This is a genomic window from Haloarcula amylolytica JCM 13557 (genome assembly GCF_000336615.1).
Lineage (GTDB): Archaea > Halobacteriota > Halobacteria > Halobacteriales > Haloarculaceae > Haloarcula > Haloarcula amylolytica.
Window position 1 is genome coordinate 1 of sequence record NZ_AOLW01000015.1, and the last position, 13,289, is coordinate 13,289.

At 63.6% G+C, this 13,289-nt stretch carries 15 protein-coding genes and 1 rRNA gene; 10 read left to right on the plus strand and 6 right to left on the minus strand.

The window, feature by feature from the left end; translation table 11 throughout:
- Nucleotides 1-186 precede the first annotated feature (186 nt).
- The 3 genes from rrf to C442_RS06010 all read left to right on the plus strand — a co-directional run bounded on the left by rrf (nucleotide 187) and on the right by C442_RS06010 (nucleotide 1,936).
- Nucleotides 187-302, plus strand: a 5S ribosomal RNA gene (rrf, locus tag C442_RS06000).
- Nucleotides 303-504: 202 nt separating this feature from the next.
- On the plus strand, nucleotides 505-924 hold the full coding sequence (locus C442_RS06005; RefSeq protein ID WP_008308722.1) for a CopG family ribbon-helix-helix protein: 420 nt from the start codon (nucleotides 505-507) through the stop codon (nucleotides 922-924).
- A 100-nt stretch (nucleotides 925-1,024) separates the two neighbouring features.
- The gene (locus C442_RS06010) at nucleotides 1,025-1,936 is read left to right on the plus strand and encodes a PLP-dependent cysteine synthase family protein (RefSeq protein WP_008308723.1); all 912 of its coding nucleotides are present in this window, start codon (nucleotides 1,025-1,027) and stop codon (nucleotides 1,934-1,936) included.
- 35 nt (nucleotides 1,937-1,971) lie between these two features.
- Here the strand turns inward: C442_RS06010 and C442_RS06015 are convergent, their stop codons facing one another.
- The 4 genes from C442_RS06015 to cyaB are packed head-to-tail and all read right to left on the minus strand — an operon-like array spanning nucleotide 1,972 to nucleotide 5,584.
- Entirely contained in the window at nucleotides 1,972-2,517 is a 546-nt protein-coding gene (locus C442_RS06015) for a DUF5804 family protein (RefSeq protein ID WP_008308724.1), read from the minus strand.
- Between the two features lie 27 nt (nucleotides 2,518-2,544).
- On the minus strand, nucleotides 2,545-3,732 hold the full coding sequence (locus C442_RS06020; protein ID WP_008308727.1) for a tRNA sulfurtransferase: 1,188 nt from the start codon (nucleotides 3,730-3,732) through the stop codon (nucleotides 2,545-2,547).
- A gap of 47 nt (nucleotides 3,733-3,779) precedes the next feature.
- Nucleotides 3,780-4,982: a methionine adenosyltransferase gene (locus C442_RS06025; RefSeq protein ID WP_008308729.1), complete on the minus strand. Its 1,203-nt coding sequence runs from the start codon at nucleotides 4,980-4,982 to the stop codon at nucleotides 3,780-3,782.
- A gap of 59 nt (nucleotides 4,983-5,041) precedes the next feature.
- Nucleotides 5,042-5,584, minus strand: a complete 543-nt coding sequence (gene cyaB / locus C442_RS06030) for a class IV adenylate cyclase (protein WP_008308731.1) — start codon at nucleotides 5,582-5,584, stop codon at nucleotides 5,042-5,044.
- An 80-nt stretch (nucleotides 5,585-5,664) separates the two neighbouring features.
- Here cyaB and C442_RS06035 point away from each other — a divergent pair, with 80 nt between their 5' ends.
- The 3 genes from C442_RS06035 to C442_RS06045 all read left to right on the plus strand — a co-directional run bounded on the left by C442_RS06035 (nucleotide 5,665) and on the right by C442_RS06045 (nucleotide 8,059).
- Nucleotides 5,665-6,693, plus strand: a complete 1,029-nt coding sequence (locus C442_RS06035) for a threonine ammonia-lyase (RefSeq protein ID WP_008308733.1) — start codon at nucleotides 5,665-5,667, stop codon at nucleotides 6,691-6,693.
- A gap of 79 nt (nucleotides 6,694-6,772) precedes the next feature.
- On the plus strand, nucleotides 6,773-7,720 hold the full coding sequence (locus tag C442_RS06040; RefSeq protein ID WP_008308734.1) for an FKBP-type peptidyl-prolyl cis-trans isomerase: 948 nt from the start codon (nucleotides 6,773-6,775) through the stop codon (nucleotides 7,718-7,720).
- Nucleotides 7,721-7,858: 138 nt separating this feature from the next.
- Nucleotides 7,859-8,059: a hypothetical protein gene (locus C442_RS06045; RefSeq protein WP_008308737.1), complete on the plus strand. Its 201-nt coding sequence runs from the start codon at nucleotides 7,859-7,861 to the stop codon at nucleotides 8,057-8,059.
- 8 nt (nucleotides 8,060-8,067) lie between these two features.
- Here C442_RS06045 and C442_RS06050 read toward each other — a convergent pair whose 3' ends face one another.
- Together C442_RS06050 and C442_RS06055 are read right to left on the minus strand one after the other, a co-directional pair.
- Nucleotides 8,068-8,697, minus strand: a complete 630-nt coding sequence (locus C442_RS06050; protein WP_004515458.1) for an RAD55 family ATPase — start codon at nucleotides 8,695-8,697, stop codon at nucleotides 8,068-8,070.
- A 28-nt stretch (nucleotides 8,698-8,725) separates the two neighbouring features.
- Entirely contained in the window at nucleotides 8,726-9,352 is a 627-nt protein-coding gene (locus C442_RS06055; RefSeq protein ID WP_008308741.1) for a MinD/ParA family ATP-binding protein, read from the minus strand.
- Between the two features lie 259 nt (nucleotides 9,353-9,611).
- Between C442_RS06055 and C442_RS06060 the strand changes: the two genes are divergently transcribed.
- The 4 genes from C442_RS06060 to pyrI all read left to right on the plus strand — a co-directional run bounded on the left by C442_RS06060 (nucleotide 9,612) and on the right by pyrI (nucleotide 13,278).
- On the plus strand, nucleotides 9,612-10,544 hold the full coding sequence (locus C442_RS06060; protein ID WP_008308742.1) for a sugar phosphate isomerase/epimerase family protein: 933 nt from the start codon (nucleotides 9,612-9,614) through the stop codon (nucleotides 10,542-10,544).
- Nucleotides 10,545-10,604: 60 nt separating this feature from the next.
- Nucleotides 10,605-11,741, plus strand: a complete 1,137-nt coding sequence (locus C442_RS06065) for an FG-GAP repeat domain-containing protein (RefSeq protein ID WP_008308744.1) — start codon at nucleotides 10,605-10,607, stop codon at nucleotides 11,739-11,741.
- 158 nt (nucleotides 11,742-11,899) lie between these two features.
- A complete protein-coding gene (gene pyrB, locus C442_RS06070) occupies nucleotides 11,900-12,814 on the plus strand; it encodes an aspartate carbamoyltransferase (protein WP_008308746.1) in 915 nt (304 codons plus the stop codon).
- A complete protein-coding gene (gene pyrI, locus C442_RS06075; protein ID WP_008308747.1) occupies nucleotides 12,811-13,278 on the plus strand; it encodes an aspartate carbamoyltransferase regulatory subunit in 468 nt (155 codons plus the stop codon). Before pyrB ends, pyrI begins: the two co-directional genes overlap by 4 nt.
- Nucleotides 13,279-13,289 lie beyond the last annotated feature (11 nt).

A 13,289-nucleotide genomic window follows, 5' to 3' on the forward strand; every position in this document is an offset into this window, starting at 1 on the left:
AACGAGACGTTAAGCCCACGAGCACTAACAGACCAAAGCCATCATTCATACGCACTGTGACTCATTCACCGACGATTTAACTCGTCGCTGACCGAGTCCAGGCGCAATCTGGATCGCACGGACACACGGTGGAAGAGACGACCGACCGAGACTGGTACTTTCGTGGTTCGAATCCGCGACTCGGCGTTAGGCGGCCACAGCGGCGGGGTTGCCTCCCGTACCNACACGGAAGATAAGCCCGCCAGCGTTCCGGGGAGTACTGGAGTGCGCGAGCCTCTGGGAAATCCGGTTCGCCGCCACCATTCATACCTTTCACAGCCCACTCGGGAGAGACATCTCTCCCGAGTGGGCGTTCTGTATTTGTACAAACCGAGAGCTGTCAGCTCACCAAGCCAGTCGTTCGTCGTTTACAAGATACGAGCTAGCGGCAGCGCTATCCGGAGTGTTTCCAGCCTGTGCGGGCAGATATGAACTATTAATACTCCAACGGCATCGAGTTAATACATGGGCGTTGTTAGTATCTCGATGCCGGACGAACTGGAGGAGCGAATCGATACGTTCGCGGACGAACACGGATATACGGGTCGCAGCGAAGTCGTACGGGAGGCAGTCCGGAACCTGATGGGCGAGTTCGAGGACAAGCGACTGGAGGACCGCGAACTAATGGCAGTCGTCACAGTCCTGTTTGACTACGAGACGACGACTGTCGAGGAGAAGATGATGCATCTGCGCCACGATCACGAATCTATCGTCGCGTCGAACTTCCACAGCCACGTCGGGGACCGGTACTGTATGGAGTTGTTCGTGCTGGAAGGCCAACTGGAGGACATCTCCGCGTTCGTCGGCAAAGTCCGGGCGACGAAGGATACGCTGTCTGTCGATTACTCGGTCCTGCCGGTCGACGACATCAACATGATCTCGTGAGCTGTCGTTGACGTCGGAAAGTCCTGCCGCGGGTCGTGAGTCCACGAACAGTTTGGCACCTTCAGTAGGCGTTTAAGTCGGGGCCGCGTAGCCGGCGGCGATGAAAGACTCTATTCTCGATACAATCGGGTCCCCGCTGGTCTCGGTACGCGCGCCGGAGGGGGCAACCGTTGCAGCGAAGATCGAGTCGTTCAATCCCGGCGGCTCCGCCAAGGACCGGCCGGCGAAGTACATGATCGATGACGCCGAGCGAAACGGCTCGCTCGAACCGGGTGATACACTGGTCGAACCGACGAGTGGCAACACCGGCATCGGCATGGCGATGGTCGGATCGACGAAGGGGTACGACGTTGTGCTGGTGATGCCGTCCTCGAAGTCACCCGAGCGTCGCCAGATAATGAAGGCCTACGGTGCGGAGATAGAGCTCGTCGAGGGCGACATCTCCGACGCGAAAGAGCGCGCGGACGAGCTGAGTGAGCGCGACGACTACGTCCAGTTGCGGCAGTTCGACAACCCGGCGAACCCGAAGGCACATTACGAGACCACGGGTGAGGAGATTATCGAACAGATCGGCGACCGGACGGTAGACGCGCTGGTGGCCGGCGTCGGAACCGGCGGCACAATCACCGGGACGGGTCGTCGACTGCGCGAAGCGTTCCCAGAGATGGACATCGTCGCCGTCGAACCAGCGGACAACGCCGTCCTCTCGGGGATGGAACCGGGAACTGGCAAGGATAGCTTCCAGGGAATGGGGCCGGGCTTCGTCAGCGACAACTTAGACACCGATCTGCTGGACGACGTGCTGACGGTCGAGCTCCCGGACGCGGAAGACGAGTGCCGGCGACTCGCCCACGAGGAGGGTATCCTCGTCGGCCAGTCCTCGGGTGCGTCGAACCTCGCCGCGCGAGAGGTAGCCGAACAACTCGTCGCGGACGGCGTCGACGACCCGTTCGTGGTCACAGTCTACTGGGACAGCGGGGAGCGGTATATGTCGACCGGGATGTTCGACTGAGCCCGGTCTGTTCTGCGCGCGCGGTGTGGCCCGAATCAGGCCCCGAACTCCGATTCGGTCACCCTGACGATGAGCGTGTCGTCCACGTCTCGAAGGTCGTACTCGGGAATCGTGTCTCCGGTCCGCGTCAGAAGCATCGGCTCGACAAGCTCGGGTGGACGCTCGGTCTCCATGGCCTGTGTGTCGGGCGTTGGCTCCGACTCTCCTTCCGACGAGCCTTCGGCATTAGATTCGCTGGTCACGTCCGGTTCGACAATACCGTACACCTTGAGAAAGCGACCGGTATCTTCGGGCGCAACGTCGTCGTCCCGGATTGACGCGGCGAGGTCCCGGGAGAGCCATTCCGTCTCACTAATTGACGGATCACGAACGAACGCGGCGTCGGCGAAGCGGACGAGATACCAGTTCAAATCGTTGAGCAGCGCTACTGCTGCCCCGAGGCTTACGGTGTCGACGGCGACGGTATTCGCGAACGGTTCCTGCAGGTCGTAGGTAGCGAGTGCGTTCCGCGCGGTCTCGCGCGAGAGGAGTTCGTACCGGAGATTCACGCCCTCGCTCCCGACGAGACAGACCTGCGTCATGGCTCAACCCTGGCCCGCCCCGGAAATTTAGCTTTCGATGGGGACGACGGCGCGGTCCCGGGCACAGGCTTCGGCGCGCTCGAACAGGTCGTCGGGTTCGGCTACCCGAACGGCTTCCAGCGAGGCGTTGGTTTCCGGATGTGATGGCGCGACGCGATTACAGCCCGTGTCGATCGTCGAGTCCTGAAAGGTCCCGATGGCCCGTGCGTGGTTGGTTATCTCGGACTTGTCGACGGTGAGGTTCGGTCGGTGTACCGGGAGCGTAGTCGCGGCGTCCGTGACGGCGATGTTCGCGCTCGTCTGGCTGGACTTCTGCCCGATTGCTTCGCCGGTGACGATGCCGACGGCGTCACATTCGTTCGCGATAGCGTCGGCGACTGCGAGCATGAACCGGCGGAGAACGAGCATTCGGAGCGACCCGAGGTCCCGAGAAAGCTCGGTGACGACGTCACCGGCGTCGATTACGGACAGCGACAGGTCGTGTCCGGGCGCGTACGAGGCGAGCGTTTCGACAGTCGAGACGGCTCGAGCCCGGTGGTCGGGGCCGCCGTAGTCTCCCAGGTCGACGTAGACGGGGAGCACGGGTGCGCCGCGTTTCATCAGCTTCCAGGCGGCGACGGGCGAGTCGATGCCGCCGCTGACGAGGGCGACCACGGGGCGCTGGGTCCCGAGCGGGAGGCCACCGGGTCCCGCACGTTTCTCACAGAAGACGTAGGCCTCGTCGGCGCGACACTCGACGAACAGCTCGAAATCGGGGTTGTCGAGGTCGACAGCGGGATCGCCGCCCAGTCCCTCGATTGCCTCCCAGACGGCGGTGCCACCGTCGGACTCGATGTCCGTGCTCGAAAAGGGGTGTGCCTCTGCTGGCCCCGCTCGACGGGCGTTGACAGCGAAAGCGCCGCCGTCGTACTGCTCCCGCGCGGTCGCGGCCAGTGCATCTTCGATTGCGGACAGCGTCGGGTCGACAGTCGTGACCGCCGAGGCGGAGGTGACGCCGAACGTGTCGGCCGCGGCTGCGGTCACGCCCTCCGGGTGGTCAGTGTGGACGAACAGCCGGTTCCGGCGCTGTTCGATGTCTCCTGACAAGCCGCGCGCGTCGAGCATCGCTCGGAGGTTGTCCGCCAGTTGCCCCTCCATCTTCCGGCGGACCTGATCGCTCTTGACGCCGAGTTCGCCGTGGCGGAGGAGCACGCTATCGGCGTCCGGTGGATGCATGCCCGCGAGTTGACTACCGGCGAGTAAAGGGGTGTCGCCTCGCCGCCTCAGAACGTCGAGAGGTTGCCGTCGATGACCTGCCGCGTGATGTCGGTCACGTCAGCGAGTTCGTCGTCGATTGTGGCCTGGATATCTGCTTCGACGTCGCCGACCGCGACACCGTCCTCGGTGATGACCGTCGCGTCGGCGACGTGGGGCTCGTCGATCGGTGAGCCGATCTGTGAGAGCAGGCGCATCTGGACCTGTCGGATGCCGTCGACCTCGCTTGCGACGGACTGTGCGATCTCCGTCGAGAGGAGGTTGTATATCTTTCCGATGTGGTTGACGGGGTTCTTGCCGGACGTCGCTTCCATGCTCATCGGGCGGTTCGGCGTGATGAGGCCGTTCGCGCGGTTCCCGCGGCCAACGGAGCCGTCGTCGCCCTGCTCGGCGCTGGTCCCGGTGGTCGTGAGATAGATGGACTCGGCGTCGTAATCGTCGGCCGTGTTGACGTGGACCGTGACGTCCCGGTCAGTGTACTCCTCGGCGAGGTCGGTGACGAACGCTTGAACGTCTGAAACGGCGGTTTTGTACGCGTCGAGGTCCGGAACGTGTTCGTCGACCATCGCAACGGCCACGGTCACGTCGATGTGATCGCCCTCGCGCTTGCCCATTACCTTCACGTCCTGGCCGACGACCGGGTTGGACTCGGCGTACTCGCCGGTCAATGTCTCCTCGGTGTTGAGAACGATCTTTTCAGTTTCTGTCAGCGGAGCGTGGCCGACGCCGTAGCTGGTATCGTTCGCCATCGGAATTGCTGCTTCCTCGCCGAACACGGTCTGGAGGTCGCCCGACCCTTCGCCGAACTGGACGTCGACGATGACATCGGAGCCGAGGTCGAGGTGGGGGAACTGCTCGTCGAGGTAGTCGCGTGCGGCCTGGAGGGCAATACTCTCGGCCGGGATGCGCTCGCCGTCGAACTTCTTCGTCGCTCGGCCGACGACCAGAATGTAGATCGGCTCAAGCACTTCGCCGCCGCCGTACGCGGGGGCGGCAGTGCCGGCGACGAGTTGTGTCTCGTCGGTGTTGTAGTGCAAGACTGTGCCGAACCGGTCGATGTACGTCTGTGCCAGCGCACGCGACACTGTCTCCGCGATGCCGTCACAGATGGAGTCCGGATGGCCGATACCCTTGCGCTCTACGACTTCGATGTCCTGATCTTCGACGGCGAGCCCGCTCGCAGGTTGGACGTGGATGTTCCGCTCGGTCATTGCCTCGACTTCGTCTGGCCGGGTTCTATAACTTACGGGAACAGATAATAGCGGAATGATTACTCGTTCGCATCGCTAAGTAGCATACCGAGATAGGAGGTCCGCTGCTGGTCGCTGGGGTCCAGACTGAGGTCCTGAAGCACCTCGTAGGCCCCCTCTCGAACGGGTTCGATGTCGCCGTCGGTCTCCCGTTCGACTTCGACGAACTCGCCGACGTCGTCGACAGCGTCGAGCGTGACGTCGTATTCTCGGACCTCGTACACCCGGCGGTTCTTCCGGACGGTCGCCGCGGGCTCGAAGCCGAGGTGCTGGACGATAGCGTCGATGTCGTCGCCGTCTTCGACGCCTGTTTCGAACTCCTCTCGGCTCTTCGACTCCGCTTCGAGGAGCGGCCCCTTGTAGGTAACTTTCGCGTTCGTCTCCCCCTTTCTGGTCTCGCGACGGACCCGGAACGCCTCGTCCGTCTCGGCGAAATCCCGATGGGGGGCGTCGTAGTACGTGTCCGTCTGTATCACCGTGTCGACCTGCTCGGCCCCGAGTTCGTCGAGTCGCTCCGCGACAGCCTCGATGTCCGCTGGCACTTTCACCTCGACTTCGTACATACTGAGGGGCTGGACCGGCCTGCTAAAAAACGCTCCCGTCGACCGCGCCATTTACTGTGTCTGCTCTCCCGGGTAGTAGTATGGCCGGTCGCTACGAACCGATCGACTCCCCGGACGAGACGACCCTCTTTCCGTACCACGACCTGACGCCGCCGACAGTTGCTACGGTCGCGCACGCGCGACAACGCATCCGGCAGCACCTCCCAGAGACGCCCTTAGTCCGCAGCGAAGCCCTCTCAGATGCCCTCAACGCGGATGTCCTGCTCAAGCGGGAAGACACGCTCCCGACCGGGGCGTTCAAAGTCCGCGGCGGTGTGAACCTCGTCGCGTCCCTCGACGAGGAGTTCAGGGACGCCGGACTGCTCGCCGCGAGCACGGGGAACCACGGCCAGTCTATCGCCTGGGCCGGACGCGAGTTCGACGTGCCAGTCACCATCGGTGTCCCGAGGGAAGCCAACGCCGGAAAGGTCGATGCGCTGGAGCAACTGGGCGCGGAGGTCGTTCAACACGGCGAGGACTACGACGAGGCCCGCGAACACATCGAGGACTTGGCGACCCAGCGCGAGGCGCGCTACGTCCACTCCGGCAACGAACCGAAGTTGCTCGCCGGCGTCGGCACGGCGGGCCTCGAAATCCTCGACGAACGGCCCGATGTCGACCGCGTGTTCTGCCCCGTCGGCGGCGGCACCGCCGCGGCCGGGTACTGCATCACGCTCGGGGCGATGACCGACGCCGCTGTCGTCGGTGTGCAGGCCGCGGGCGCACCCGCGGTGTACCGCGCTTGGCAGGAGGAGACGTTGGAGGCCCTCGACAGCGTCGACACCATCGCTGAGGGCGTCGCGACCCGGGTGCCGTTCGCACTCCCGACCGGCATACTCCAGAAGGGGCTCTCGGATTTCCGTCTCGTATCTGAGGACGCCATCGCGGACGCCGTGGCACGCCTGTTCGAGACGGACCGCATCGTCATGGAGGGGGCCTGCGCGACGGCTGTCGCCGCAGCGATAGAGGCTGGCGACGAACTCCGGGGTGAGACGGTTGTCCTTCCCGTTTCAGGCCGGAACATCGACCGCGAGAAGTTCGACCGACTGTTGGCTGAAAGCGAGTACTAGTCGGCCACTTCCGAAGTTGCTCGACTGCTACTGACCGGGAAACGTTGTCCTTAAGAGTGCCACGACTGACGAACAGGGTATGAGCAACGAGTCTGAGACTGAAGTCGATGAGGAAACCGCAGACGAAGAAGAGCAAGCGGAGGGACTCCAGAAAGGCGATGTCGTCAAGCTCGCCTACACCGCCCGCACCGTCGACGGCGGCCAGCTTGTCGACACGACTGACGAGGAAGTCGCCGAGGACGACGGCATCGACACCGAACAGCAGGAGTTCGGCCCGCGAACCATCGTGCTGGGCGAGAACCACATCTTCCCGGACGTCGAGCAGGACATCTACGGGAAGGAGGTCGGCGACGAGGGCGACGTGACTGTCGCCGCCGCCGATGCCTTCGGGGAATACGACGAGGAAGAGGTCCGGACGGTCTCGAAGGACAAGATTCCGGAGGACGACCGCTACCCCGGCGCGCACGTCGACATCGAGGGCGAGCACGGCCATATCGAGACCATCATCGGCGGCCGCGCGCGAGTGGACTTCAACCACCCGCTGGCCGGCGAGGACGTCGAGTACGACTACGAAATCCTCGAAGAGGTCACGGACCGCGAGGAGAAGGCCCAGGGCATCATCCAGATGATGCTCGACATGGAGCTCGACGTGTGGTTCGAGACCGACACCGTCGAGGAAGAACAGCTCGTCGAAAGCGAAGACGACGAAGACGAGGACGAGGAGTCCGAGCCCGAGTACGAAACCGTCGAAGTCGAGAAGGAGACGCTCTACATCGAGGCGACGCCGCAGCTGACGATGAACCAGCAGTGGATGATGGGCAAACAGCAGATCGCACAGCAGCTCACCCAGCTGCTCGACATCGACCGCATCATCGTGCAGGAAGAGATCGGTGGCGGCGGCATGGGCATGCCCGGCATGATGGGCGGCATGGGCGGTGCCGGCGGCGCTGACATCGAAGACGCGCTGGAAGACGCTGACGTGGACGCCGAAGAGATCGTCGAAGAGATCGAAGGCGCCGAAGAGTAACTGCGCCGCGAGCACGCCGAGCGATTCTTGAGTGATAAGCGCCAGCGAGCGCTTTTGCGGTTCCGAGCGGTAGCGACTGCCACTTTCTGACGGCACAGACGGGAGAACGGTTATATCCACGACACGTCATCACTACCCATGCGAGTATCGCTGATGTACCCGCTACTGCTCGCGCTCCCGCCCGGAATCGCCTTCGGTGTCGGCACGGTTGTGCTGACTGGCAGCGCCGGGCTTGGACTGGCAGCCGGCGTCGGCGTCGGTCTCGGACTGTTCCTGTTGATACTCGTGGGTACGGAGTTCGGCTCGACGGACAGAGAACTACAGCCCGGCCGCGAATAGAATCCGTCTCAGGCGATGTCGCGGCTGGTGTCGATGCTGACCTCTTCGACGAGATTGAGTTTGATGATGTCGGTGGGAGCTCGCCCGCCGCGGAACTTCGGAATCGCGAGGCGGTTTTCCACCTCGTCACCGGTCGTCGTGGTGTTGAGCTGGAACACCACGTCAGCGAAGTGCTCGGTCGTATCCCGAAGCGGTGGCACGTCTCGGCCATCGAGACAGTGGACGATAGCGAGGCTCCCGGTGTTGACGATGTGGTTCTGCAGGTCGTTCATGAACGCGCGAAAGCGCGAGTGTGGCTCCTGTGCTTCCAGCACGTCCAGCGGGTCGACGATGAGGTTCGAGGTTTCCGGGAGCGCCGAGACGAGCTTACCGGCGTTGTCAAGGGGCGCTTCGCCGGAGATGTGCCGCACCGTCGGGTCCCCGGTGTTGGCCGGCGTCTGCTCGATGCTCGCGATGACCGACTCGGCGGTCCGGTCGAGCGACAGCCACAGCGTCCCGCGCGTGGCGGTGAGTTCGTAGAGGAACAGCTCCGCCTGGCTGGCCGGCTGGGCAGAGAGCACGACGATACTCCCGGCAGGGATGCCTCCGTCGAGCTTTCTGTCGAGGACATCGATGCCCGTTCGCAACCGGTTGGCCATACCACTGAGAAATTATTTAGCCACGAGATTAAGTATTCCGCTTGGCGAGAACGTTCGCTATCTCGACGTATTTTGCCGCTGCCCGGTCCGATTCCAGCGGCTTCGACACCGACGGAACGTGAACCGTCTCTGGGCAGGACAGCAGTCGGGATGGGTCTACGGACCCGTCGCTGCCGACGAGGACCGTGAGCACGGGCGGTGCATCGAGCGCACGGGCCATCGCCGCCGTCTTGGCTGCGTCGGTGAGGCTCTGGCGGGTTGGTGCACTCACGAGCACCGTCCTGTCAGCCGCCCGCAGTGGCCGGGCGGCGTCCGGGCCAGCGCCGGCCGGACAGTCGAGTACCACCGGGCGATCACGTTGGGGCAGTGTGCCGATGGCATTGTCGACAGCGGCTTCGGTTGCGTCCTGACAGGGGAGTACGTCGACGTTCTCGACGGCCGTGGCGCGCTTGGCAACCGTGGTCGGCTCAGCCGAGACCGTGATATCAGCGATTCCGGGCGTCGGATCGACGCCAGCGCGGCGGTGGAGGTTCGGCATGTCGCGGTCGGTGTCCACGACCAGCGACCGTCTGGTTGGCGTCCCCAGTGCCTGACCGACACCGAGGGCGATGGTCGTTTTGCCACAGCCACCCTTGCCGCCAGCGATTGCGAGCATACTGTGGATGGACCGTCTATCGGTTTTGAATCCTTGTACTGGAGTCGAGGACATTGACAGCCGAACTGGGCTGGAAGGACTGACTTACGTCGGTTGGCCGTTGCCTACTTTTATACGGTCGTTATATGCTGGACTTCCCTGGCCGTAGCAGGTCTCTGCTTTCGGTGGCGATGGTCCCGACAATTGCCCCGTTCGAACTCGTTTCCATGTGTCTTGATAACGAGTGTGTAACAATACCTGAGACACCACTACGGGGTGTATGGATAGTAGACCGAACACGGCCCTTCAGCTATACAGCATCCGTACCCTGCCCGAGTCACTCCCTACAATCGTCCGGCGTGTCAGCGCCGCCGGCTACGACGGGGTCGAATTCGCCGACCGGTTCCACGAGGAACCGCCCGAAGACGTCGCAGCGGCACTCGATGACGCCGACCTCGAACCAGTCGCCGTCCACACAGACCTCCCTGAAATCGAGGCTGCGCTGGACGGCGAATCAGACCTGCTGGTTCGGTGTCGAACAGTGGGATGTGACACACTCGTTGTCCCACATCTCCCGGCGTCCGCGCTTCGAACCCGGAGCGATGTCCGTTCGCTCTCCCACCGATTCCGCGACGCAGCGGCCCGCCTCGAAGAGCGTGACATGTGCCTCGGGTATCATACCGGTCGGCGGGCGTTCCACCCCTTCCTTCCGGACGCGGCGGGAAAAATCGTCGAGGAAACGCCAATACCCGAAGCCGTCGGGCGGTATACACACCAGTTGCTGAATAGACTTCGGGCACCCGAATCGGCGACGATACCGAACGAGACTCCCATGTGGAACCTCGTCGCTCGGACCGCTCCGGCGGAAGTCACGTTTGAACCGGAGGTCGCAGAAATCCGCGAAGCCGGCTACGACCCGACCGTGCTCTTCTCACTCTGTGGCGACCGTATCGATATGGTACACCTCCGGGACGTAGCCTCGGCTGGACCGTTGCAGGGCTACGAGGATGTCCCACACGGAGATGGGCTCGTGGATATGGACGCGGTTCTGGACGCCGCGACTGACGCCGGCGTCGACTGGGTGATATACGAGAACGAACTCGACAGCGACCCGGAAGCGAAGATCGATCACGGGGCGGCCACGCTGGAGCGCCTCCTCGACGGAAGTGGCTCTTCGCGGAGTCCCACACGGATTCCTGCTACGAGTTCTTGATCGCCGTTGGTCGGTGTTAGCCCGGCCATAACAATAGCGATACACCCGAACGGCTGGGACATGAACCTCCATCACGAGCGCATCGAAGCCTCGCCGCCGGCGAGCACGATGAGCTTCTGTCTCACGACCGACCTCACGGGAAACGGTCGACCGGACGTCATCGTCGGGGCGCTCGGCGACGAGCACGAGGTCCAGTTCCCGCTGGTCGATACGTCAGTCGACTTGCTGTCCGTGTTCGGCATGGGGCCGCTGGCCCGCTGGCTCCAGACGAACGTGTTCTGGTACGAAAACCCCGGCTGGGAGCGCCACGACGTCGCCAGCGCACCCGAACTCTCCGTCGGTGGCTCGCTTGGCGATATAACGGGGAACGGCCGCCCGGACATGGTCGCCGGCCAGAACATTCACCAGCACAAGCTGTGGTGGTTCGAAATACCGGACGACCCGCGAAAGCAGTGGACGCGCCGGCTCATCACCGACGACTTCGAGAAGTATCACGACACCGCGGTGGCGGACGTGGACGGCGACGGACAGAACGAGGTCGTCGGGCTGTCTCAGGAGTCCGAAACGGTGTTCTACTACGATATCCCTGAGGACCCAACGCGTGAACCGTGGCCGGTGGCGAACCGACACGTTGTCGCCGAGGATATCGACGTCGAGGGCGTCGCCGTCGAGGATGTCGACGGGGACGGCGAGGTCGAAATCATCGCCGGCCCCAACGTCTTCCATCGGACGACCGACGGCTGGGACCGGGAGTCTATCGCCGAGGACTGGCAGTGTACCCGCGTCGCTATCGAGGACGTCGACGGCGATGGGGACTTGGAAATAATTCTCGTCGAGGGCGACGAACCGTATCTCGACGACCGCCCGGCCAGGCTGGGCGTGTTCGACCCGCCCGAGTGGGACCTGACGCTGCTGCACGACGACCTCTCGAACCCGCACAGCCTCGACGTAGCGGACTTCGACGGCGACGGCAATCCCGACATCTTCGTCGCGGAAATGGGGCTAGAGGACGGACACGAACCGCGACAGTTCGTGTTCCACAACGACGGGGCGGGGAACTTCGAGCAGAAAGAACTGGGAACCGGCATCCCCACCCACGAAGCGAAGGTCGTCGACCTCGATGGCGACGGTCTCCCCGACATCGTCGGCAAGGCATACACCGAGCCCCGCGTCGACGTCTGGCAGAGCAATCCCTGACGAGGCGCCTCGTCGTGTTATTTTGGCCGCTACGCTCCCTCTGGCCTTGCTTTCGAACCCAGCGACGATGTTCCCGAAGCCGAACCTGACGATGTAAGTGACCGTTCAATTCCCGTGTCGGGGGATTCAAGACCGTCCGGAGCGCGGTATCGAGTGAAATGCGGCACGACCACATCATCAGCGCGAAACAACTCTCGCGGGGCGACATCGAGACGGTGCTCGACCACGCGGCCGACATCGCGGCTGACCCGGGAGCGTTCGCGGATCGGCACAGCGACACGCTGCTTGGCCTCCTCTTTTTCGAGCCGAGCACCCGGACGAAGATGAGCTTCACTACGGCGATGAAACGCCTCGGCGGCGACATCGTCGACATGGGCTCTGTCGAGTCCTCCAGCGTGAAGAAAGGCGAGTCACTGGCCGACACTGTCCGCGTCGTCGAGGGGTACACCGACGCGCTCGTGCTCCGGCACCCCATGGAGGGCTCCGCGAAGATGGCGAGCGAGTTCGTCGACGTGCCGCTCGTCAACGCCGGCGACGGGGCCGGTCAGCACCCGACACAGACGCTGCTCGACCTCTACACGATCCGTGAGAACGCGGGCTTTGAGGACCTGACTATCGGCATCATGGGCGACCTGAAGTACGGTCGGACGGTCCACTCGCTGGCCCACGCGCTCACGACCGTCGACGCCAGGCAGCACTTCATCAGCCCCGAGTCACTCCAGCTTCCGCGGTCGGTCCGGTACGACCTCCACGAGGCCGGCGCGGGCATCCGCGAGCACACCGACCTCGACGAGATTCTCCCCGACCTGGACGTGCTCTACGTGACACGTATCCAGGCCGAGCGGTTCCCCGACGAGAGCGAGTACCGCGAAGTCGCCGGCCAGTACCAGATCGACGCCGACACGCTGGACGCGGCCAAGGACGACCTGACCGTGATGCACCCGCTCCCGCGCGTCGACGAGATCGCCCACGACGTCGACGAGACCACCCACGCACAGTACTTCCAGCAGGCCCACAACGGCGTCCCCGTACGGATGGCGCTGCTCGACCTGATGCTCGGAGGCGACCAATGAGCGACAACGACCAGCAACTCCGCGTCTCGAAGATCCAGAACGGCACCGTCATCGACCACATCGCGGGCGGGCAGGCGCTGAACGTCCTCGCAATCTTGGGTATCGACGGGACCAGCGGCGACTCCGTCTCCGTCGCGATGAACATGCCTTCCGACCGTCTGGGGCACAAAGATGTCGTCAAAGTCGAGGGCCGCGAACTCTCCCAGGACGAGGTCGACGTGCTCTCGCTCATCGCCCCCGCGGCGACGATCAACATCATCCGTGACTACGATGTCGTCGAGAAGCGCCGCGTCGAGCGGCCCTCGGTCGTCGAGGGCGTCCTCGAGTGTCCGAACCACAACTGCATCACGACCGAAGCCGAACCCGTCGACTCGCGCTTCGCCGTCGGCGACGACGGCGTCCGCTGTGAGTACTGCGATACAATCATCCGCGACGACCTGCCGGCACACATCCTCGCGGAGTAAGCCGACCCTGC

What these genes read in the sequence shown, in the direction of transcription:
- C442_RS06005 (WP_008308722.1), top strand. Translation starts at nt 505, where the DNA reads ATGGGCGTTGTTAGTATCTCGATGCCGGACGAACTGGAGGAGCGAATC.
- C442_RS06010 (WP_008308723.1), top strand. Translation starts at nt 1,025, where the DNA reads ATGAAAGACTCTATTCTCGATACAATCGGGTCCCCGCTGGTCTCGGTA.
- C442_RS06015 (WP_008308724.1), bottom strand. Translation starts at nt 2,517, where the DNA reads ATGACGCAGGTCTGTCTCGTCGGGAGCGAGGGCGTGAATCTCCGGTAC.
- C442_RS06020 (WP_008308727.1), bottom strand. Translation starts at nt 3,732, where the DNA reads ATGCATCCACCGGACGCCGATAGCGTGCTCCTCCGCCACGGCGAACTC.
- C442_RS06025 (WP_008308729.1), bottom strand. Translation starts at nt 4,982, where the DNA reads ATGACCGAGCGGAACATCCACGTCCAACCTGCGAGCGGGCTCGCCGTC.
- cyaB (WP_008308731.1), bottom strand. Translation starts at nt 5,584, where the DNA reads ATGTACGAAGTCGAGGTGAAAGTGCCAGCGGACATCGAGGCTGTCGCG.
- C442_RS06035 (WP_008308733.1), top strand. Translation starts at nt 5,665, where the DNA reads ATGGCCGGTCGCTACGAACCGATCGACTCCCCGGACGAGACGACCCTC.
- C442_RS06040 (WP_008308734.1), top strand. Translation starts at nt 6,773, where the DNA reads ATGAGCAACGAGTCTGAGACTGAAGTCGATGAGGAAACCGCAGACGAA.
- C442_RS06045 (WP_008308737.1), top strand. Translation starts at nt 7,859, where the DNA reads ATGCGAGTATCGCTGATGTACCCGCTACTGCTCGCGCTCCCGCCCGGA.
- C442_RS06050 (WP_004515458.1), bottom strand. Translation starts at nt 8,697, where the DNA reads ATGGCCAACCGGTTGCGAACGGGCATCGATGTCCTCGACAGAAAGCTC.
- C442_RS06055 (WP_008308741.1), bottom strand. Translation starts at nt 9,352, where the DNA reads ATGCTCGCAATCGCTGGCGGCAAGGGTGGCTGTGGCAAAACGACCATC.
- C442_RS06060 (WP_008308742.1), top strand. Translation starts at nt 9,612, where the DNA reads ATGGATAGTAGACCGAACACGGCCCTTCAGCTATACAGCATCCGTACC.
- C442_RS06065 (WP_008308744.1), top strand. Translation starts at nt 10,605, where the DNA reads ATGAACCTCCATCACGAGCGCATCGAAGCCTCGCCGCCGGCGAGCACG.
- pyrB (WP_008308746.1), top strand. Translation starts at nt 11,900, where the DNA reads ATGCGGCACGACCACATCATCAGCGCGAAACAACTCTCGCGGGGCGAC.
- pyrI (WP_008308747.1), top strand. Translation starts at nt 12,811, where the DNA reads ATGAGCGACAACGACCAGCAACTCCGCGTCTCGAAGATCCAGAACGGC.